Here is a 20,050-nt window from a genome sequence, read left to right on the forward strand (position 1 = left end):
CTAACTTGATATCGATAATATTGTAACTTAGTATCGGCTATCAACTCTATTAAAGAAAAAACTATGCGTAAAATATCACTACTATTTTTTTCGGCACTACTATTAGGTTTCTCATCAGCCTGTACAACGGATGATGATAATCAGGTTCTAATTCAAGGCGTTGTCTCTGACGGGCAGACCGGGGACGGAATTGCAAATGCAACCATTCAGGTTACTTCCCCCCAGGAATTTTCGGATGTCTTTACCCGAAGTGATGAAAACGGAGCCTACTCACTTGCGGATATCGAGGCAAGTGAATTAACATCCATATCCATCACAGCTTCCGCTACCGATTATAATTCCCAAAGCAGAACGGTTCAGGTTGCCGGTGGAGATAATTTAACCAATTTCGATTTTGAATTATCACCGGAAGGTGGCGGTGGTGGCAGTGATGATGGAGGAACCGGCGTTTCCGGCCCATCAGCAGGTGCAGCCGCTATTATTTTAGAAGGAATTACAGAAGAAACCATTAATATTGCTGAAACAGGCGGTATTGTAAACACAAGCTTTACATTTCAGGTACAAGATTCAGCCGGACGAGCATTGGACCTGGATAACTCGGAAGAAGTGGAGTTTTCAATTCTATCAGGCCCCGGCGGCGGTGAAGGGATCACCCCTCTTACTGCAACAACAAATGCCAATGGTACTGTGACATCAAACCTTTTTAGTGGAAATCTGGCCGGTGTTGTTCAGATCCAGGCTGAGATAGTTCGTGAGGATATTGGACTTACCATCCGTTCTAAACCGGTCGCCATTACTATTCATGGTGGTTTCCCGGATCTGGATCACTTCAGTATAGCAGCTGATGCATACAACTTTGAAGGATGGTCAGTCAATGGAAACAGGAATGGTTTGACGGTGATTTTAGGAGATCAATTCGGAAATCCGGTCAAACCCGGTACGGCTGTATATTTTTCAACCACCGGTGGTATTATTCAGGGTTCGGGCCAGGGAAATACAAATGAGGACGGTGAAGTTACTGTTGATCTCATATCTGGAGATCCAAGACCAAATGATGCCGTGGCAGGAAGCGGTGGCCGACCAGGTTACGCAACGGTAACGGCTAAAACCATCAATGGAAATAGTCAAGAGATCGAGAAAGATGTAGTGATCCTATTTACCTCATCTGAAGCATTGATATCCGCGACTCCAACTACTTTTGACCTTCAGCCTAACGGAGGAGAAAGCTTTACTTATACCGTGACGGATATCAATGGAAATCCTATGCCGGCCGGTACTCAATTCAATGTTGAAGCCGGTGAAGGCATTGAAGTAACCGGAGCAACTGATTTCACTTTGGGTAATAGATTATTCCCGGGTCCCGGTTCAACAGAATTCAATTTCTCTATAAGGGATACTGACGAAGAATCATTAGACCCTGCCGATCTGACCATCAAGATCACGGTTACCTCTCCTTCCGGAGAAGAAACGGTTTACGACCAGATATCAGGAACACGGAGAAAAACGGCCAATTAGGTAAGCCAAGGTCGGAATTTATATTCTGAATTTTTGTACAAAGTCCGTTCGGTTCATTCCGGCGGACTTTTTGTTTTAATTGCCCCTTTACATCTGTTACCTTCCTGATAGAAAATCTACAACGAAATTTTTAAAGGACTATTTATGAAAGTAAGTGTAAAAATGGAAACAGCCGGCCGAAGAGGCAAACAAGTTTCCGTTATTCGAGGCATTACCCATAATCCTCAGGTCATCGAAAAGCTTGAAAAGAAACTGAAATCCCAATTGGGGACAGGTGGAACCATCAAAGGAAAGACCATTGAGATTCAGGGTGATCACGTAGAAAGAATCAAGAAGATCCTCGAAAAAGAGGGATATGAGGTGAGTTAGGTACTAGGTTCAAGGTGTTAGGTGCAAGGTGTTAGGTGCAAGGTGTTAGGTGTTAGGTTTTAGGTGTTAGGTTTTAGGTGTTAGAGCTTACAATTTGGTTAAGATCTAATTTTTGGAGCTTTTATTGTAAGGAATATGAATTTCATCGCTCTTACTTCAAAATTATATTTGAATTAAACGAGTGAGGAATGAAAAATTTCAAAAAGTTAATTGTATGGCAAAGAAGTATAGAACTGACTTCAGAAGTCCGTCAAGTTGTATCAAAATTACCAAAAAGTGAACAGTACACCTATCGTGATCAAATAATCAGATCATCTATATCAATTCCTTCAAACCTAGCTGAAGGTAGCAGTCGGGAAAGCAGAAAGGATTTTAAGCGGTTTTTAAGAATTTCTCTCGGATCCAGCTTTGAACTCGAAACTCAGTTGCTATTACTGAAACAAGATGAAATCATTGATCCAACTCATCTTTCAAATGCGCTAAATTGCAACGATGAAGTTCAAAAAATGATACACACTTTACTTAGGAAATAAACTAACACCTAAAACCTACTCCCTAACACCTATAATTTCACCTTACTCTCCTGTTTTGGATCAAGATCATAAAGGGACGAAGCTGTGGCCTGAATGGTTTTATACCACTCGTTGCCGTATTTGTCGTTGATCGTGTAGAAATCAGCAAAATCAGGCTTCCGGATCGTCATTTTCCATTCCTGAGTTTTTGATTTGAAGGTTGGATCCACGTGCAGAAGCTCATGGTAAAGCATCATTTCTTTGGTATCATTATCCAGCATATCCCACAGCTCTCCGGAGATCTCGATCAGATAATCGTTTCCGGAATAATGCTTCACTTCGCGACTGGCCTTCATACACTTGGCTGCACGCTGTTTTGAAAGGTTTGGATAAACAAGGAAATACCCTATTTCAGCCGGACCAAATTCCATTTTATGTTTTTCGATCACCTTCTTGGCAATAGCCTCCACCTCAGGTGATTCCATGAGTTGCTTGGTTGAGTGTATGGTTGGTTCGGCATTAAGAAAATCGTTCTCTGGCATGAATAGAATGTAGTTTATTAATTAAAATTTCTCTTGTACATGAATTTAGTTAAGGCTTGGGAACAAGTATCGTTGTGGCCACAATGGAATATTCTTTTTGTGGTCCTTTTATCAGCTCAGGATCTTGTCCGGCATCTTCAGCATAATGTTTGGCTTCCTTTTCGGTGAGTTCCTTAACCTCAAAGTTGCCGATCAGTTTAACTGTTTTGCCTTTTGAATCGGTTGGGATGAAAAATCCATAATCCTTGAAGGTGATACGAGCAGATACACTTCCGGCATTGGCCACAAAGAAGCATCCCTTTTTCTCGCAAACTTCAGCGATCTCAGTTTCGATCGTAACAACTTTATCCGTGAAATTTTCAGGGGCATTGATCAGATCTTTGAGTTCAAGTGTTGTATCCCATTCATCCACTGGAGCTCCAAACACTTCATAATCTTCAGTTTGTTGAACCGGTTCGGATAAGCGAATGACTTCAGCATCCTGAGCAATAACACCGTTTGAGATAAAAAGAGTACATACAGCTATCAATATCGTTTTCATAGGATATCTTGTTTGATTTTAAGGGAGCCCAAACATACAAATAAGTTTGGGTAAATCTCATCCGATATCTTCTGATAATTATAATTATTGATCTTGTTTTTGTCTGTTCTCACAATAATAGATTTTCCGCCCACCGGTCTTCATTTCAATGATTTCCTTACCACATTTATAACACGGCTTTCCGGTCCGGCCATAAGCATAATGACGATATTCTTTACGAGAACTTCCCTCCCGCTTTAAGGCTTCAACCAGTTCAGGTTCTGTTGTAATACCACCGGTTTTATAAGAACGCCTGGAGAGCTCAAGAGAGTAATGGGCCAGATCCTTGATCTGATCTTCCGAACAATCTTTAGGACGATGTTCCGGGTCGACTTTAGAACAAAATAAGATCTCACTTCGCAGGTAATTTCCAACTCCACTCAGGAATCCCTGATCAAGTAAGAGTGTGGCTAACTTTCGATTTTTGAAATTATCGTCCTTATACCTTTCCAGAACTTGCTCGTAAGTCGTTTCAGGATGTACTACATCAGGACCAAGCTTCTTAATATATGGATGATCTTTGACTTCATCATCTTCCAGCATTTCGATCTCGGAAGCCGAGTATAAAAAAGCCGAACCTTTTTTTGTGCGGATCGCTGCACGCAACGAGCGATTGGTATCAGGCTCCTCAGGGGTCTTGCTGATCAACCATTTCCCATATAATTGATTGTGTGAATAGAGATTCATTTCATTATCGAACGCCGTAATGATAGCTTTTCCCCTTGGCGTGACGGATGTGATCTTTCTTCCTTTCAGTGATTCTTCGAAAGGTTTTAGTTCATCAAATGCAAAAAACAGGTCAACGATCTCTTCTCCTGCAACGGCCTGACTGATCTTATCGGCTGCTCTCCAAATTTCCGGTCCTTCTGGCATTTTTTTCTATGGTTATTGGTTTATAGTTAATAGTTTAGCACTCTTTACAAATCGCATACAAAATACGTTCAATGAAAGCCATCATCACCCTGATCTCAGGTTTTTTTGGAATCCTCTTTTTTGAGGGGTTCGCCAGACTAATCATCACCTTCTATCATCGGGTTGAGTTCAATTTTTACGGGATCTCTCACCTGCCTGCTGATGTTTGGACCTATGTGATCATGGCCTCTGTCCTTGCAAGCACCTGGCTGGCGACCATGCTTGTACTCACGGTTCTAAAAACCAATAGTAAACGCTATGCCCTATTATTTGGAATTATTATCCTTCTCTGGCGAGGCATTGAGATCGCAAATTCCTATAAAATGGAATCCATATTTTATTTTATAGCGGTGATCACCCTTCATCTGATCGGGGTTTATCTGGCATACCTGGTTTATAGCAGACAGGAGTTCGTTTCCTGACTCACATCCCCCTGTCATTGAGCTGAAGCTCAATGCCGGTCCCTCTTCAAAGAGGGAATTTTTCCTGATCAACTAAGTAGATTTACTAGACACCTTTCATAATACTAACAACCCAAGCCGTTAAAGAGAATTCTCCCTTTGAAGGGAGATAAATTATGAGCTTCAGCTCATAATCAGAGGGATGTGAATAAATTGATCTAACCCAAACTATGAGCTAATTGCATGATCCCAATGCACCCATCATTCAGGATGATCATTTTTAGGTTTGATTGGCTTACTAAAGCAGGCAGAACAAAAAACAAATCCATCATTCGGCGCAGTAACCAAGTGATAGATTGTTAGATTCACAGTGAGCCGAGTGATGGATTGGGCTAAGGTTACCATAATTAACACTACATATATGCTGATATAAAACCATCCATCACCCCGTCCCTTCTTTTGAAACTAACTGGACAGAATGATGGAGTACTCAACACATTTAAGCTGTAGAAACAAAGTTATCTCCTGAAAATTTAATGGCAAGCATAATTCCCTCTTTGAAGAGGGACTGTAAATGATCCCCCGATCATTTACAGGGGGATGTACGTTTGCTCAATATCTTGTACATTCATCGCAATGTTCAAAACCAACCATAAGTACATGAAATATTTCGGCCTCATCTGCCTGACCACTACTTTTATCTTAGCAGCCTGCACTACAACCCCTGAAACCCAAATTAAAGAGATCCCCTCTCCCGCTGCAGATAACAGCATCTACCCCCGGCTCTTTACCGATAACACCGGAACTATATTTATGAGCTGGATGGAACAGGATGAAAATTCCATTACTAAACTAAAGTACGCAACATTCAAAGATGAAAATTGGAGTGAACCGGTTGAGATCGCTTCTGACTCTACCTGGTTTGTAAACTGGGCCGACTACCCCGCCATCATTGCCCGTAATGGTAAACCAATGGCAGCACACTGGCTCGATAAGGTAGATGGAGGCACTTATGCCTATCACATAAAGATGAAAGCTTACAATGAAAGCTGGAGTGAATCCTTCACACCTCACACTGACAATACGCCCACAGAACACGGGTTCGTCAGCATGACCCCGGCAACGGATTCCACCTACATGGCCCTTTGGCTGGATGGACGGCAAACCTTAGATCGTGTGGTAGATGATTACGCCAATATGGATAAAGCCATGACACTCAGAGCCGCTCAAATTTCTACCACCGGTGATATTCTGGCAGATTACCTGATCGATGAAATGGTCTGCGACTGCTGCCAAACGGCAATCGTTAAAACCGAAATAGGCTACGCTGCCGCTTACAGAAACCGAACCCCTGATGAAATTCGGGATATCTATACGACAACCCTGATCAATGATGACTGGTCAGAACCAAAAGCAATTCACGATGATAACTGGCAGATCGCAGCCTGCCCGGTCAATGGCCCGGCCATAGATGCTCATAGCAATACCGTAGCCGTTGCATGGTTCACGGGAGCCAATGATGAGGCCCTGGTTAAAATGGCTATCTCACAAGACCATGGACAAACCTATGGAGACCCCATCCTCTTAGATGATCAAGCACCGCTTGGTCGCGTAGATCTGAATATGAGCGATGAATCTCTTTGGGTAAGCTGGCTAAGACCAAATAATGAAGATGCTGAACTGTTGATAAGGAAATATGATCTGAATGGAGAAATGATGGAAGAATACTCAGTTCCGGGAATGTATAAAGATAGAAGCAGTGGGTTTCCTCAGATCACGGTAAATGAAGATGGATTGATGATAAGTTATACGGATTTAACAAATATAACATCAACAGTTAAAATTCGGTTTTTAGAATAAGAAATATACTATTCCTCAGGATTTACAAATTCTATTCTATCTCTGTAAATTACACCCACGATATTTTCACCACCAGCTGCAGGAATAGCCGTAAGAGTGAATGAATCCTGATTTTGTTCTGATATACTAAAATCACCGTGTAAATTACCTTCCTGAATACCTATATGATCAAGTGTGATATTTTCATATGACCTACCACCACCACCAAACATTTTTGATTTATTATAAAACCCCTGTGCTTCGGCCGAAGCATCTAGCATAACCTGCCGAACAGCATCATGATTAGCATTTAATTGGCTTTCTTCCATGGTATTTATGGCAAGCATTGTGGCAACGCCTACCAAGATGGTGACAAGAAGTATTAATATAAGCTGTTGTTGTCCCATAACATTACTTTTTAGACAAAACTATATTAACCTGTCAATAAATACAGTTAAATTTGCTTAATTATAGCTTTTCAAGTCCAAACAAGCCCTGATCCCAAAATCTCGGGTATAAAACTTTATCCGGATATTCTTCGACATACTTATAATAGCCTTCACTTAGGCCCAATATATCGTTGTAAGCTAATGCAACAATGCAAACTATCAGAGCAAAGGCAATATATTTTAAATATTGAAAAGAGTTATTCTCAATTAATGAACAATGTCTTCTATTGATATAGCTTAAAAACCAAGCTAAAATAATAATAAACCAAACCTGGCTCATCGGTGAAATCATAATTCCACTAAAAAAAGCATGAGTGGTGGCCGATAACAAAGACCACAATAATGACAAGTAAATTAATGAATTCTTTTCATTGGAAGTTTTCAAAACTGTATTAGTGTTGGTGTAGATATACTTTATTGTAATTATTAGCATCACTAGAAGTGCAACAAATGCAAAGATTCCCCACTCAGACAGTATCTGTAAATAAAAATTATGTTGACTAGCAAACGTAGGCTCTGAAGTGACATGAGCAAAATGCATAGGGCCTACCCCAAATAGAGGATTTTCTAACCATAAATTTAGAGCTCTTTCCCAAATATCAAACCTTCCACTGTCAGAAGTCCTTAAGATTGGACTTTCGGCCGTATTTGATGGGATTAGCTTATAGAACATAATGTAGAGAAATACCCCTGATAAAAAGGTATAAGTATAGGTCTTAAATAATTTTATAACTTCTTTGCGCCATAAGACTAATAATATTACCAACGCAAAAGTTACAGATATTGTAGTTCCTCTTGCCCCAGATGCAATCACTAGTAACCACCAACACGATACCAATAGGAAAAGTAAAACTCGATGTAAATAGTTTTCCTTTTTAGGTTTAATAAGGGCAAATAAACCAATAATAAGTGGTAAGCTCCAAGTTTGAGTATGATTGAACATTCTTTTGTGTGAAAAGAAAAGTATGTCCCGACCCTTATATTCCACCCCACCATAATTTATGGTGAAATTTAGCTTTTCAGGCCACAGTACTATCATTGGATCTAGGAATGAAGTTATATAGTTTCCCCAAAATATTATCAAGTAGAGAACAGCATAAATAACTGCAGTTATAAAAATAACCTTACCTAAAACAAAATGTCCTCTTAAGGTTTTTGCTGATAACAAAATTGTTAACAACACAATAAGAAGGTAAATGAGGTGTTCAATGAAAGCATATTTTGGAACCTCACTAAATAAGGCAGAAATCAAACCAAACGAAAATAATAATGTTATTGAAATCACGAATGGTTTCATTAACAGTGTACTTGTTATACTAATATTTTTTATACGGTCTTTTCTAAGTACTAAGAATAGTGAAATGAAAAAGAACAGGGTCAGTTCTAAAATTCTTTGACTATCAAAAAATCTTAGAGACGAGATTCTAAGGTAAGGTGCAGCAATTAAATAAAAAGACGTTATTAAGAGAGGTAATCTATATATCATATTAATTTTTAAGATAAAAAAAAGCCTCTCAGTCTAAGATTGAGAGGCTTTGTAGTTTTCAATATTTATATATTTGAATTAACCTGATGTACCAGTGAAAGTCACAGGATCCGCGTCATTAGGTCTTACTTCTGCAGTACCTTCTGAAGTTCCATTTGTACCTCCTGTCAGAACACCATCAGCATCAACTGCACCTGGCGCATAGCCTTCGCCACTAGATGGATACGCATTAACTGTAAAGGCTTGTGCAGCAGCAGGAACAGCTGTACCACCATTTATAACATATCTTCCATTCTCATTTTGGGCAGTCAAACCATCAGTAGTTATACCAGTTGCTGCAAAAGCAAAATCGTTGAACGTTATTCCTGCAAATGATCTACCACCACCACCAAGCATAGTTGGTTTCATGTAGTAGCCCTGAGCAGCAGCAGCGATCTGTGCAACATCCTGACGTACAGCGTCAAGGTTAGCTGAATCTGCAGCAGCTCCGAAGGTGTTAATAGCTACCACGGTTGCGATACCTACGATGATTGTTACGAGTATTACGAGTAATAATTGTTGTTGACCCATGATGATCTCCTAGTGTATTGTTTGTTTGTTTATTTGTGTTGTTAAACTTTTCAATTTCCGTCTGATGCAAATGTTAAGATTTAACGCAACAAAGAAAATTAGAAATTATTTAGTGTTTTAGAATTTGTTTCCGAACACAAGAGGTATGGTTTACCGTCCTGTTACAAAAAATAAAATATTAAAAAATTTTAATATTCCACAATTAATGTTTAAAGCAGTACGTCAATGATCAACCTCTGTGTTGTTTGATCTGCCTCATGATAAACAAAGGTGCAAGACAGTTACTATTAAAATAATCTTAAAATCATATTTCATTGTCTGTCAGGCCACTAGAGCAATATTTATTACATTGGAGGGACTTCACCACCCTGCGGCATCAAGTTTATTTCCTCAACAACCGATCGTTTAGATAGTTGAGAGAAACTTAATATGAGCCTCCCCACATCTTCGGGATCAATGAGATTTTGAGGATCAATGTCCACTCCATCCCAGGATGTTGAGTATGTTTGACCCAGATTTATGGCCGATACCGCAATATTAGACTTCATTAATTCCTTGCGCAGTGACTGGGTGTATCCCAAAAGGGCATGTTTAGAGGCTGAATAAGCCCCGCTTCCTTCCAAACCTTTAAGTGCCCCCATAGAGCTTATGTTTACGATCAGTCCCCTGTCCAACTTATATAAGGAGGGTAAAACGGCCTGGGTTACATTAAAGGCTCCAATAGTGTTTACCTCCAACTGGGACTTGAATTCATCGGTGGTTGTATCCCGTGTGGGTTTATATAAAAAATGTCCGGCGTTGTTTACCAGTATGCCTATTTCATGGTCCTTGATACCGGAATCTTTCAATTGCTTTTCATCGGTTATATCTGCGGCAATGGTATGAACCGTGTTGGCACCTTCCTTCAAACAGACCTCTTTGGCCTTTTTGAGGTCTTCTTTATTCCTTGCCATCAATATAATAGGCCGGTTGGTTTCCCTGGCAAATACTTTAGCAATAGAGAGACCTATCCCCTTACTCCCACCTGTGATCAGTACCGCTGCATCTTTATATGCCATAGATGATAAAAATTAATTGTACTGTCGCAAGGTAACTCCATCATTTGGCTCAGTCAAAGTATTGATGGAAAATATATTTGGGGTTGAGCCGGGTGATGGAAAATTTGTTAATGAAACAAAAACTTGAAATGGGTCATCCTGATCCGCCAGTCGGCGGAGAAGGATCTTGCCTATTTAAGGCACTTAGTGTGATCTATTAAACTATTCAGCTACTTTCTAGTTGGTAAATCATTCGTTCTCCCACGCTCCGCAAAAGGCAAGGTTCTTCGCTCCGCTCTGAATGACTCTTTAGCTGGTTTTGGGGATTAGATTCAATTACCGCATTAACCGCAGAGAGTGCTATGGGTTCGCAGAGTTCACGGTGCTTTTACGTAGCATAATTTACGCTTAATTCAACCAATCCATCACCCCGTTCTCTCTTCGCAAAATCATTGAACAAGTGCCTACCGAACGGAATGATGGATTCTGAGATTGAAAAGCAATTCCATCATTCGGCTTAGTCAAATTTGAGCTCGAGATCTATTTCAACAAGAGCCGGGTGATGGAATGGTAGATTTTACCCACTCAATTAATTTCGGTCATCCTGATCCGCCAGTCAGCGGAGAAGGATCTTGCCTATTTAAGGCACTCAGTGTGATCTGTTTAACTATCCAGTTACTTACTCGTTGTTAAATCGCTAATTCTCTCATGCTACGCAAAAGGCAAGTTTCTTCGCTCCGCTCTGAATGACTGCAATATTAGCCGTTATGGCACCTTCAGGAATTTGTGGGTTTGTAGGCTTATGCCCCACTCCGGGTTTTCTTTGACATAATCCACGATAAGTTCTATGGATTTGGGGGTGTCCCATTCCGGTTGAAGAAGCAATCGGGTTCGTTCCGGACATTTAGCGGCATTCTCTTCGGCCCATTTCAGGTCTTTGTTGGTGAGTACCACCACTTTAAGTTCATCCACATAGGAAAATACTTCCTCAGTTGGTTTCTTGAACCTTTTTGGGGAAAGCGTGATCCAATCCAAAGAACCGGATAATGATGAGGACCCACTGGTTTCAATATGAACCTTCAAGCCGGCTGATTTTAATCCTAAGGTCAATGGCAGCAGATCATGCAGCAACGGTTCACCCCCGGTGATAACCACAAATGGGGCTCCGCTTTCACTGGCTGATTTCACCAATTCTCGTACGGTCAATTTTGGATGCCCTTCTTCCTCCCAGCTGTCCTTAACATCACACCACCAGCAGTTCACGTCACAACCGGCTGTACGGATAAAATAAGATGCACGCCCGGTATGAGCCCCTTCTCCCTGTATGGTGTAGAAATGCTCCATCACAGGATATACCACATCCAGGTACTGCTCGGTTTTCTCTTTAGTGATCTGTGTATCTGTCTTAAACATCCTGATCTGTATATTCAACCCAACTGGTATCTGTTTCCCATACCGTTACGGTCAGGTCGATGCCTTCCGGGATCCGGTTTTTGGTTTCCTTATGGATGTATTCAGCAATTCTCTCTGCCGTAGTATTTTCTGAGATCAGTTCGTTTAAGACTCCGTGATCGAAGCCACCTTTTTCTGAATCTTTGGCAGCCCATTTCAACTCCTTGAAATCGCATACCATGTCTGGGGTATCCAGGTATTGTGAAGGATTGAGTTTATTCGATTTCGCGGTCATCTTCACTTTATAAGAGTGTCCGTGCATTCTACCACATTTCCCATCATAGCCGTCAATGAAATGAGCTGCGTCGAATTTAAACTCGGTGTGTAGTGTCCAGGTTGGCATTATCCGTAATAAATTTTATGATCGTTATCTTGCCTCTTGATGCAATAAAAAAAGCCACGTTTGTGGCATGACCAAAATTACGGTTTTTTTTGGATAATTACTCAGATCGCTTGATACTGCATCCAACGATGCGGGTTTGCTGAGTTTGCACCGGTTCACCACTGATCAGGGCATTCAAAACATCCATCACGTAGGATCTTGAGACTGAAGCTGCGTTATTTGGATTATCATCAATTGCTCCGTGATAGACCAACTGCAGATTCAGATCGAATACAAATACCTCAGGCGAGTACTGAGCCCCAAATGCATCAGCGATCTCGTGGCCCGCATCCAAAGCATAAGTAAAATTATAATTCTGCTTTTGAGAACGCCGATTCATGTCCTCCAAAGACTCTCCCCGATCACGAATTCGTTCATTGGAATTGAGTGCGATCATACCAAAATCATTATTGGAAGCAAAAGTTGAAAGTTCCACCATTCTGTCCTCCCATTTTGCCACCCATGGACAGGTATTTGATGAAAATATCACGATCAGGCCATTATTATCAGCAGCTTGCTGTAGAGAAATATTCCGACCGGAAATATCTTCTACCTGCTTGTCACCTAAGGGTAATGATCCACCAATACTCAATCGACCCTGACCAAAACCGACTACAGAAATAATTAATGAGACTAAAACGGTAAGTGAAAAATATTTGATCAAAATAATCCCTGTTGCGTACTATAAATTTTCATTTATCCGACACCATTATACGTAAAGCCGGTTTAAAGTTCACTCTGTTGATCGATCAGAAAGTAATTCATTTAATCTGTGAAAAGAAGAACTATCGGTATTCTCTAATTTTGAGATCCTCAATGCCTCTCTTCCAAGTGTTTTATATAAATTCTTTAGATCCGGTTCATCCGAAAGTAATTTTAAATGTCCAGAAACCGTATTTACATCCCCCCTGGCTATAGGTCCGGTCAAAGAGTCGGTTACACCCTTTTGTTCAATGTTATCCAGGGTATTACGCATTAACGGGATCAATGCCTTTAAGGACTGATCCTCAGCTATTCCTCCTTTATCTGAAACTCTTGTCATGAGATCAGCCAAGACCACCAGATAATTTGAAGCTATAACAGCCGAAGCATGTAAGTATGATTTCTGCTCAGCCTCTATCTCAATAAGTTTAGCCCCAAGGTCATCGGCGATCTTCCTGAATAATTGAATGAGCTTTTCATCTCCTTCAACATCAAACCATGTATTCGTAAAATCACTTGTTGAATCAGTTATCGACCTGTTCGGATGAAAGGACGCCGTTTTGGCCCCCTTTGCCTTGAGTGCTTTCAGGATCTCAGAGGCATGGGTTCCGGAGCAATGAGCTACCGCTTTACCATTTAATCTGCTAAAATTACGATCCAGATCTTCTACAACATCAATTATGGCATCATCTGGTACGGTGATCAGAATGAGATCCCCAAGATCATTTGCTTTATCAGGGATCGAGCCAAAAAAAGATATATCCGAATACTCTGTTTTTAACGCATTGGGAGCTGAGCCCTTATAAACGGCTGACACAATTCTATAATCGTTGTGCGAAAGCACTTTAATGAGAGCCATACCCACTTTGCCAAGACCGATAATGGAGATCGTAGGCTTGTTCATTTTATGCGGTTTGCAGCTTACTGCGCTTGGCATAACCACAGATATTTGTTGCCGACTCCAGGTGATCCAAAAATGTAACATCATATCCCCAGGAACGGGCAACCAAAATACCGCTCATAAAAGCACGGGCTCCATTTACGGTCTTATCATTGCTATTTAAATAGTGCATGAGACCCGATTCATTGTTCTTTACTACCAGTGACCTAAGATGCTCCAATTCTTCCGGACTATTGGCCGGTACATCACAGCAATAAACAATAAGGGCATTTTTATTCAAAAGAAGTTCATCCAGTGTATAGGCAAGTTCCCTGATAATGGCCGGATCATAATCACCGATCTGCAAACTGACGACATCAAAATCATCAAAAACAGATTGCAGAAAAGGTAACTGAGTATAAAGGCTCATTTCCTTGCTGTAACCTTCGTCTGCAATAAAAAAATCGTCCTCTTCATCACAAAACTCGTTTCGCAGGTAATCGTTGACCTGAACTTCACCAAAGCGGGATTCAAATGTTGTATTGGATGGCATGGCCAGTTTCTTCTGCAGAAGTCCCGTATAAGATTCGATCACCACTATGGTTTCAAACTGCTGCCCTAAGACCGTCTTATAGGTTGTGCAGATCTCACTGAAGTTATCCTCATCAATATGATTGGGTACGAACAGCATCCTGACATGCTCCGAACCGGCGTTCAATTCTCCTGCTTCTTCAATGTGCTTTCTGATCTCTTGTTTCGAAAGGGTTTCAATATTCATAATGCCGCATGCCATGATTTAATTTTCCGTATACAGAAAAAGCCCGAAGACACCATTCCTGTACCAACACAAAATGGTTTCTTTAGGCTTTCCTACTCTATCAAATATGTTTGCTGTGATAAGCTAAGGCTATCTGATGATCTGTTTCCCTAAAACTACAAATTTCAATGAATTTATCATTGTTAAATCTTGCAGAAATTTCTCCATTCTTTTCAATGGAAATATTGACTTCATTTAAATTGGTTCGCAACCCGGTACCAAGGCATTTAACAGCTGCTTCTTTTAAGGTCCAGATCTCAAGTGGCTCAAGGTCTTCCAGTACCTTTCTTTCAGATCTATCTAATACTCTATCCACTACACTTGTAGGAATTATTCTACTCAATAACTCAGTATCAACTCCAATATCCATTGTTTCAGAAAAAGCGCAAAAGACCAACTCCTGACTGTGTGAAAAACTTACAAAAAAATGTTTATCTCCATAGCTGGCAAATGGCTTACCTCCTTTTTCTTTATCCAACTGCACCTTATCCGTATCAATAGATAAGTGTTCCATCATATGTCGAAATAAATACCGGGCAGTCAAATATTCAGCCTGCCTTCCCGGGTTTTTAAAATTTCTGAATTCTGATCTTTCTTTATCTGAGAGAATATGTGTGGTGTACTCTTCTGAGATCGAAGCATAACCCAGTGTAACTTCTTTGGGAAACCTTTTGATCTGTGAAGTATCGATGATCTGCATAACTAAAATTGGATGTGCTGAAGGATACAGAATTTGGTGAATAAACTTAAACAGGAGGGCAAAAATGCGGAGAGGGAGGGATTCGAACCCTCGGTATCCCGTAAAGGATACACTCGCTTTCCAGGCGAGCCCGTTCGACCGCTCTGGCACCTCTCCGTTTTTAGTTTCGATGATAGTCCGTCGAAGGGCGCCTAAGATATAAGTATTTGTATCTTATATCAATGAAATTAATGCCGGTTTTGGTATTTATTTAATGGTGATGGAAATGTAATATTTATTTAATCCATAATTCCGTTCAGTAAGAATCAAAAGTAAATGGTTACAATGAGAGAACGAGGTGATAGATTACCCAATATTTCCCAATTTATATTAATTCTACCCACCAAAATAAATAAAAGAGTCATTCAGAGTGAAACGATGAACCTTGCCTTTTGCGGAGCATGGGTGAAAGTACGAATTAACAACTAGAAAGTATCCGGTTGGTTAAGTAGATCACACTGAGTGCCCTAAATAGGCAAGATCCTTCTTCGCCGACTGGCGGATCAGGATGACCGAAATTAATTGTATGAGTAAAATCTACTTTCCCATCACCCGGCTCGGATAGAAATGAATATTAATCCTGAATTAAAGTGAGCCGAATGATGGAGTTGCTTTGGAAACTCAGAACCCATCATTCCGTTCTGTGATAATCGATACGAGAGGTAGGCAAGGAGAGAACGGGGTGATGGATTGGTTGACATCCCCCTGTCATTGAACTGAAGTTCAATGCCGGTCCCTCTTCAAAGAGGGAGTTCATATCTTCGGATCTTATATTTGATGCAAGTTCAAAGTGTAGTATGGTATTATTCTGAAGGTGGTTGAAAAAATTTAATGTAAGCCAAGAGAAAATCTCCCTTAGAAGGGAGACGGATTTAGAGCTTCAGCTCTAAATCAGAGGGATGTGAGTCAGTTCACTCGTCTACTAAATTACTTACCACCAACCGGCTCAACCCTAAATATATTTTTCTTCATAACTTTGAATGAGCCGAATGATGGAGTGACAACAATTGTCGGTCAAAACCCAATGTTGAAACTGTTTTCCACATAGGTTCTAACCGGTTCACCATCCTGCCTGGCAGGTGAGAATCTCCATTTCAGGGCTGCCTCAATGGTTGCTTCTAACAATCCATATCCGATCTGTTCCACAACACGGTATGAATCACCTTCATACAAACGGATCTCTGAAATAAAGGCATCTTCCACGCTCCCATCGGCGCCAACTAAAAATGTAACATCGATCTGTGCTTTGATATTCTGATCTTTCACCGCTTGAGGTATGGTAGGCTCCACGATCTTTAGCAGCATGGGAGGTGATTGTGGATCGCCTACAAGCTGGGCCTTTCCGAAAGTCTCACCCCTGCCAGGCATTTCAGAAGCGGATTCTTTTGATGGTATGTCGTCAATATCGGGGAATTCAATGTCTTCCGGTATGATCTCATCATTGGGAACCGGAATAGGGACCATAGGTTTTGGAGGTGGCGGCGGAGAATCGGCTTGCTGTGTTATGATCGTGTTGTCAATAAGGATCTCTTCATCGGAATAGAAATCCTGGAATTCTGACTTTTCAGGGGCTGAAACTGGCCAGAGATTGAAAAATGCCAATATAATGATGAGTGACCCGATCAAAGCGATCATATATCTTTGAGCATGATCAAGATCATTCATATATATATTGACAAAGCGTCTTATCAAGTTTCTTTTAATTTCTGCAATTCATCTTCCATTATATGATAGGTATGATCCTTTAGAGATCTCATATCCTCAAAATCATCAGACTCTATCACATCCAAAACTTTTAATTTGAAGTTAACATTCGGATTCAGATAACCGGAACCTGGAGGCATTGCATGATACCCGCCATCGATCACCATTGGCTGAATTCTGAAGCCATGTTCTTTTGCCAAAAGAAAAGCTCCATTCTTGAACGGTTTCAATTCACCATCCATTGTGCGGGTTCCCTCAGGAAATATCATTACCGGAATCAGATCATTTAATGGCGCAACCAGGTTGTCTAACTTTTTGAGAGCGCTTTTACTGCTCCTGTTTATCGTAAGGTGGCCTGTAAGCCAAACCAGCCAACCCATTACCGGAATGTAAGTCAGGCTTCGTTTCGAAACCCATTTCATCTTCCATGGCAAATGATAGATGAATGCCATATCCAAAAAGCTCTGGTGATTACACACAAAAATAGTGGGTTTAGAAGGATCAAATTTTTCTTCCCCTTCAAACGACATCTTCCAAAATGGACTCGCTTTCATCATGAATCTTGCCATGATCGATAAGGTGAAATTGGGTGCTTTCCGATACTTATCAAATGGAAAAGTCAGCAAAAAAACGAGAGATATAATGATAAAGAAGATCAAAAACAGAAAGCTGAAATAAGTAAAAACAAAGATACTGAACAGTAATCGCATAATATTACAGACTTAGAAGTGCTTTTCGTACAAATCCGTTGTGTTGGTTTAATAATTCTTTAGAGGTTGAAAGGTCAACTTTTCCAAGCTCCATCAGCAAAGCCGTTTTAACATGTCCTTCTGCCTCATCTAAAAGTTCAGATGCCCTCTTATAATCGACGCCTGTGAAGATCATAAGGATGCGTTTTGCCCGTTCAATCAGTTTTTTATTGGTAAGCATGAGGTCGACCATCACGTTCTCATACACCTTACCCTGCCTGATCATAGCACCGGTAGTAAACATATTGAGAATCATTTTTTGAGCTGTTCCACTTTTCATTCGGGTACTCCCCATGATCACTTCAGGGCCAACCGGAATGGCTATAAGATGGTCAACGTCAAGATCAATTTGATCGGCAGGTACTGTGGTGACAAGGATGGTCTTGCATCCCCTGGAGGCAGCCTCTTTGATCGCTCCATGCACATAAGGAGTTCTTCCACTGGCTGCAAGGCCACATACAACATCCGGGGGAGCCACTTTCGCTTTCTCAATATCAATTGATCCGTTTTCTTCAAAATCTTCGGCACCCTCCTGAGCCACAAACATGGCCTCCCTCCCTCCTGCAATAAAGCCCTGAACCTGTTCGGGGGAAGTCCCAAATGTTGGCGGACATTCTGCGGCATCCAAAACCCCTAACCTACCACTGGTTCCGGCTCCAAAATAGAGCAACCTGCCTCCCATCTGGAATGCGTCCGCAAGCAGGTCAATTACCGGGGCGATCTCATCCAGGTTTTCCTTGATTTTAAATGCGACCGACTGGTCCTCATTATTGATCAATTCAGCTATCTCAAAGGAGGAAGCCAGATCGATCTCCCCGGTTTTTGGATTTCTCTGTTCTGTAGAAAGCTTCTCAAGTTGCTTATACAACTTTTTTTTATCAGCCTCTGAACTCAATTCAGTTACTCCCTGCGGTTTTTCCACCACATACTTTCAGATATTCCATTTGAGCTAACTACTGTATTGGATGCCTTGTTATTTAAACCTTTCAGGAGAGATGCGGCCAGTGCGGCAACTTCTTCATCACCTGATCGATCCTGCATAAGTTCAGGGGTAAAATGGTCAGGAACGAAATGTGTATCATATTTTGCTGATATGAAGGCAGGATGATTCAGTGTAAACTCACAAAATGGAATGGTCGTTTTGCACCCTGCAATTTCGTATTCATCCAGTGCACGCAGCATTCTCTTTCGAGCCGTATCCCGGTCAGGTCCATGGACACTTAATTTTGAGATCATAGGGTCATAGTTGATGGTAATCTGCTGTCCCTCTTCCACCCCAGCATCAACCCGGATCCCGGAGCCGGTAGGCACTCTGTGCTTTTTCAACAAACCGGTACTTGGTAGGAAGTTATCAGCGGGATCTTCAGCATAGATTCTGCATTCAATAGCATGACCATTGATCTTCAGGTCTTCTTGTTTGAATGGTAATTCTTTACCCTCGGCAACCAGAATTTGCAAAGCTACCAGGTCGACCCCTGAGATCATTTCAGTTACCGGATGCTCCACCTGTAAACGGGTGTTCATCTCCAGAAAATAGAAGTTCATGTGTTTGTCTACCAGGAACTCTATAGTTCCTGCCCCAACATAATCGCAGGCTTTAGCTGCTTTTATCGCGGCTTCCGCCATTTCAGCCCTAAGTTCATCAGTCAATAATGCACAGGGCGCTTCCTCAATAACTTTCTGATGGCGACGCTGAACAGAGCATTCACGGTCAAATACATGCAATACGTTACCATGTGTATCTGCCATGATCTGAAACTCAACATGGCGAGGTTCTTCCAGGTATTTTTCAATGTAGATTCGGTCATCACCAAAAGCATTTTTAGCCTCAGATTTGGCCCCTTTGATACTCGCCTCAAATTCTTCCTTTTTATGTACGATCCGCATCCCTTTACCGCCTCCACCGGCAGCTGCCTTTACAAGTATGGGGTATCCGATCTCATCTGCAACTTTACGGGCCTCCTCTATATCCTTAAGTTCACTTTTTAGTCCCGGAGGGGTCGGAACATTATGTTGGCTCATAAGCTCACGTGCTTCGGTCTTATCACCCATCAGACTGATCGCTTTAGGCTCCGGGCCAATAAAAATGATCTTTTCTTTCTTACATCTTTCTGCAAAGGCTGCATTTTCACTAAGAAAACCATAACCGGGATGAATGGCATCGGCCCCTGTCTTTTGAGCTGCATCTATGATCTTATCGATCACCAGATAACTCTCTGAGGAAGCGGCTTCTCCTATAAATACCGATTCATCTGCGTGTAATACATGAGGCGAATGAGCGTCAGGCCGTGAATAGACGGCTACGGTCTCGATACCTAATTCTTTACATGTATGAATAACTCTGAGTGCGATCTCGCCACGATTGGCGATCAAAACTTTCTTGATTTCAGCCATAGAATCCTGTGTATGAATT

At 41.2% G+C, this 20,050-nt stretch carries 22 protein-coding genes and 1 tRNA gene; 5 read left to right on the plus strand and 18 right to left on the minus strand.

Annotated features, from left to right (window positions below; translation table 11 throughout):
- The first annotated feature begins 63 nt into the window (after nt 1-63).
- The 3 genes from AC13FX_RS13515 (at nt 64) to AC13FX_RS13525 (ending at nt 2,417) form a co-directional block, all read left to right on the plus strand.
- Nucleotides 64-1,515 (plus strand): carboxypeptidase regulatory-like domain-containing protein, encoded by a 1,452-nt coding sequence (locus AC13FX_RS13515; RefSeq protein WP_482881343.1) that lies wholly within the window; start codon nt 64-66, stop codon nt 1,513-1,515.
- A 144-nt stretch (nt 1,516-1,659) separates the two neighbouring features.
- Nucleotides 1,660-1,884 carry a translation initiation factor gene (locus AC13FX_RS13520; RefSeq protein WP_482881344.1) on the plus strand — a complete coding sequence of 75 codons (225 nt, stop codon included), beginning with the start codon at nt 1,660-1,662 and terminating at the stop codon, nt 1,882-1,884.
- A gap of 188 nt (nt 1,885-2,072) precedes the next feature.
- The gene (locus AC13FX_RS13525; RefSeq protein ID WP_482881345.1) at nt 2,073-2,417 is read left to right on the plus strand and encodes a four helix bundle protein; all 345 of its coding nucleotides are present in this window, start codon (nt 2,073-2,075) and stop codon (nt 2,415-2,417) included.
- A gap of 29 nt (nt 2,418-2,446) precedes the next feature.
- On the opposite strand, the gene AC13FX_RS13530 is transcribed toward AC13FX_RS13525, so the two are convergent.
- The 3 genes from AC13FX_RS13530 to nei form a co-directional block, all read right to left on the minus strand.
- Nucleotides 2,447-2,938: a putative metallopeptidase gene (locus tag AC13FX_RS13530; protein WP_482881347.1), complete on the minus strand. Its 492-nt coding sequence runs from the start codon at nt 2,936-2,938 to the stop codon at nt 2,447-2,449.
- 49 nt (nt 2,939-2,987) lie between these two features.
- Entirely contained in the window at nt 2,988-3,479 is a 492-nt protein-coding gene (locus tag AC13FX_RS13535; RefSeq protein ID WP_482881348.1) for a DUF4920 domain-containing protein, read from the minus strand.
- Nucleotides 3,480-3,563: 84 nt separating this feature from the next.
- Nucleotides 3,564-4,391 carry an endonuclease VIII gene (nei, locus tag AC13FX_RS13540; protein ID WP_482881349.1) on the minus strand — a complete coding sequence of 276 codons (828 nt, stop codon included), beginning with the start codon at nt 4,389-4,391 and terminating at the stop codon, nt 3,564-3,566.
- A gap of 71 nt (nt 4,392-4,462) precedes the next feature.
- Between nei and AC13FX_RS13545 the strand changes: the two genes are divergently transcribed.
- The gene (locus AC13FX_RS13545; RefSeq protein WP_482881350.1) at nt 4,463-4,852 is read left to right on the plus strand and encodes a hypothetical protein; all 390 of its coding nucleotides are present in this window, start codon (nt 4,463-4,465) and stop codon (nt 4,850-4,852) included.
- A gap of 639 nt (nt 4,853-5,491) precedes the next feature.
- Entirely contained in the window at nt 5,492-6,691 is a 1,200-nt protein-coding gene (locus tag AC13FX_RS13550) for a hypothetical protein (protein WP_482881352.1), read from the plus strand.
- 8 nt (nt 6,692-6,699) lie between these two features.
- On the opposite strand, the gene AC13FX_RS13555 is transcribed toward AC13FX_RS13550, so the two are convergent.
- The 15 genes from AC13FX_RS13555 to accC all read right to left on the minus strand — a co-directional run bounded on the left by AC13FX_RS13555 (nt 6,700) and on the right by accC (nt 20,031).
- Nucleotides 6,700-7,077, minus strand: a complete 378-nt coding sequence (locus AC13FX_RS13555) for a hypothetical protein (protein WP_482881354.1) — start codon at nt 7,075-7,077, stop codon at nt 6,700-6,702.
- Nucleotides 7,078-7,138: 61 nt separating this feature from the next.
- On the minus strand, nt 7,139-8,416 hold the full coding sequence (locus tag AC13FX_RS13560; protein WP_482881355.1) for an O-antigen ligase family protein: 1,278 nt from the start codon (nt 8,414-8,416) through the stop codon (nt 7,139-7,141).
- 267 nt (nt 8,417-8,683) lie between these two features.
- Nucleotides 8,684-9,175, minus strand: a complete 492-nt coding sequence (locus tag AC13FX_RS13565) for a hypothetical protein (RefSeq protein WP_482881357.1) — start codon at nt 9,173-9,175, stop codon at nt 8,684-8,686.
- Between the two features lie 344 nt (nt 9,176-9,519).
- A complete protein-coding gene (locus AC13FX_RS13570) occupies nt 9,520-10,233 on the minus strand; it encodes an SDR family NAD(P)-dependent oxidoreductase (protein ID WP_482881359.1) in 714 nt (237 codons plus the stop codon).
- A gap of 744 nt (nt 10,234-10,977) precedes the next feature.
- Entirely contained in the window at nt 10,978-11,625 is a 648-nt protein-coding gene (locus AC13FX_RS13575) for a 7-carboxy-7-deazaguanine synthase QueE (RefSeq protein WP_482881361.1), read from the minus strand.
- On the minus strand, nt 11,618-12,007 hold the full coding sequence (locus tag AC13FX_RS13580) for a 6-pyruvoyl trahydropterin synthase family protein (RefSeq protein WP_482881363.1): 390 nt from the start codon (nt 12,005-12,007) through the stop codon (nt 11,618-11,620). The genes AC13FX_RS13575 and AC13FX_RS13580 overlap by 8 nt, the downstream gene beginning before the upstream one ends.
- 97 nt (nt 12,008-12,104) lie before the next feature.
- On the minus strand, nt 12,105-12,710 hold the full coding sequence (locus AC13FX_RS13585) for a redoxin family protein (protein ID WP_482881365.1): 606 nt from the start codon (nt 12,708-12,710) through the stop codon (nt 12,105-12,107).
- A gap of 69 nt (nt 12,711-12,779) precedes the next feature.
- The gene (locus tag AC13FX_RS13590) at nt 12,780-13,652 is read right to left on the minus strand and encodes a Rossmann-like and DUF2520 domain-containing protein (RefSeq protein ID WP_482881366.1); all 873 of its coding nucleotides are present in this window, start codon (nt 13,650-13,652) and stop codon (nt 12,780-12,782) included.
- 1 nt (nt 13,653) lies between these two features.
- A complete protein-coding gene (gene amrB, locus AC13FX_RS13595; protein ID WP_482881368.1) occupies nt 13,654-14,421 on the minus strand; it encodes an AmmeMemoRadiSam system protein B in 768 nt (255 codons plus the stop codon).
- An 85-nt stretch (nt 14,422-14,506) separates the two neighbouring features.
- Nucleotides 14,507-15,145, minus strand: a complete 639-nt coding sequence (locus tag AC13FX_RS13600; RefSeq protein ID WP_482881370.1) for a 4'-phosphopantetheinyl transferase family protein — start codon at nt 15,143-15,145, stop codon at nt 14,507-14,509.
- Between the two features lie 67 nt (nt 15,146-15,212).
- Nucleotides 15,213-15,301: transfer RNA gene (locus AC13FX_RS13605), tRNA-Ser, on the minus strand.
- An 897-nt stretch (nt 15,302-16,198) separates the two neighbouring features.
- Complete coding sequence (locus AC13FX_RS13610; protein ID WP_482881372.1) at nt 16,199-16,876, minus strand: energy transducer TonB; 678 nt, start codon at nt 16,874-16,876, stop codon at nt 16,199-16,201.
- Nucleotides 16,873-17,598 (minus strand): lysophospholipid acyltransferase family protein, encoded by a 726-nt coding sequence (locus AC13FX_RS13615; RefSeq protein WP_482881373.1) that lies wholly within the window; start codon nt 17,596-17,598, stop codon nt 16,873-16,875. The genes AC13FX_RS13610 and AC13FX_RS13615 overlap by 4 nt, the downstream gene beginning before the upstream one ends.
- A gap of 4 nt (nt 17,599-17,602) precedes the next feature.
- Complete coding sequence (murQ, locus tag AC13FX_RS13620) at nt 17,603-18,559, minus strand: N-acetylmuramic acid 6-phosphate etherase (RefSeq protein ID WP_482881375.1); 957 nt, start codon at nt 18,557-18,559, stop codon at nt 17,603-17,605.
- Nucleotides 18,538-20,031: an acetyl-CoA carboxylase biotin carboxylase subunit gene (accC, locus tag AC13FX_RS13625; protein WP_482881376.1), complete on the minus strand. Its 1,494-nt coding sequence runs from the start codon at nt 20,029-20,031 to the stop codon at nt 18,538-18,540. The genes murQ and accC overlap by 22 nt, the downstream gene beginning before the upstream one ends.
- Nucleotides 20,032-20,050 lie beyond the last annotated feature (19 nt).

The organism is Gracilimonas sp. B-17, assembly GCF_056857935.1.

Coding starts and splice junctions, on each gene's coding strand:
- AC13FX_RS13515 (WP_482881343.1), top strand. CDS start 64: ATGCGTAAAATATCACTACTATTTTTTTCGGCACTACTATTAGGTTTC.
- AC13FX_RS13520 (WP_482881344.1), top strand. CDS start 1,660: ATGAAAGTAAGTGTAAAAATGGAAACAGCCGGCCGAAGAGGCAAACAA.
- AC13FX_RS13525 (WP_482881345.1), top strand. CDS start 2,073: ATGAAAAATTTCAAAAAGTTAATTGTATGGCAAAGAAGTATAGAACTG.
- AC13FX_RS13530 (WP_482881347.1), bottom strand. CDS start 2,938: ATGCCAGAGAACGATTTTCTTAATGCCGAACCAACCATACACTCAACC.
- AC13FX_RS13535 (WP_482881348.1), bottom strand. CDS start 3,479: ATGAAAACGATATTGATAGCTGTATGTACTCTTTTTATCTCAAACGGT.
- nei (WP_482881349.1), bottom strand. CDS start 4,391: ATGCCAGAAGGACCGGAAATTTGGAGAGCAGCCGATAAGATCAGTCAG.
- AC13FX_RS13545 (WP_482881350.1), top strand. CDS start 4,463: ATGAAAGCCATCATCACCCTGATCTCAGGTTTTTTTGGAATCCTCTTT.
- AC13FX_RS13550 (WP_482881352.1), top strand. CDS start 5,492: ATGAAATATTTCGGCCTCATCTGCCTGACCACTACTTTTATCTTAGCA.
- AC13FX_RS13555 (WP_482881354.1), bottom strand. CDS start 7,077: ATGGGACAACAACAGCTTATATTAATACTTCTTGTCACCATCTTGGTA.
- AC13FX_RS13560 (WP_482881355.1), bottom strand. CDS start 8,416: ATGAAACCATTCGTGATTTCAATAACATTATTATTTTCGTTTGGTTTG.
- AC13FX_RS13565 (WP_482881357.1), bottom strand. CDS start 9,175: ATGGGTCAACAACAATTATTACTCGTAATACTCGTAACAATCATCGTA.
- AC13FX_RS13570 (WP_482881359.1), bottom strand. CDS start 10,233: ATGGCATATAAAGATGCAGCGGTACTGATCACAGGTGGGAGTAAGGGG.
- AC13FX_RS13575 (WP_482881361.1), bottom strand. CDS start 11,625: ATGTTTAAGACAGATACACAGATCACTAAAGAGAAAACCGAGCAGTAC.
- AC13FX_RS13580 (WP_482881363.1), bottom strand. CDS start 12,007: ATGCCAACCTGGACACTACACACCGAGTTTAAATTCGACGCAGCTCAT.
- AC13FX_RS13590 (WP_482881366.1), bottom strand. CDS start 13,652: ATGAACAAGCCTACGATCTCCATTATCGGTCTTGGCAAAGTGGGTATG.
- amrB (WP_482881368.1), bottom strand. CDS start 14,421: ATGGCATGCGGCATTATGAATATTGAAACCCTTTCGAAACAAGAGATC.
- AC13FX_RS13600 (WP_482881370.1), bottom strand. CDS start 15,145: ATGCAGATCATCGATACTTCACAGATCAAAAGGTTTCCCAAAGAAGTT.
- AC13FX_RS13615 (WP_482881373.1), bottom strand. CDS start 17,598: ATGCGATTACTGTTCAGTATCTTTGTTTTTACTTATTTCAGCTTTCTG.
- accC (WP_482881376.1), bottom strand. CDS start 20,031: ATGGCTGAAATCAAGAAAGTTTTGATCGCCAATCGTGGCGAGATCGCA.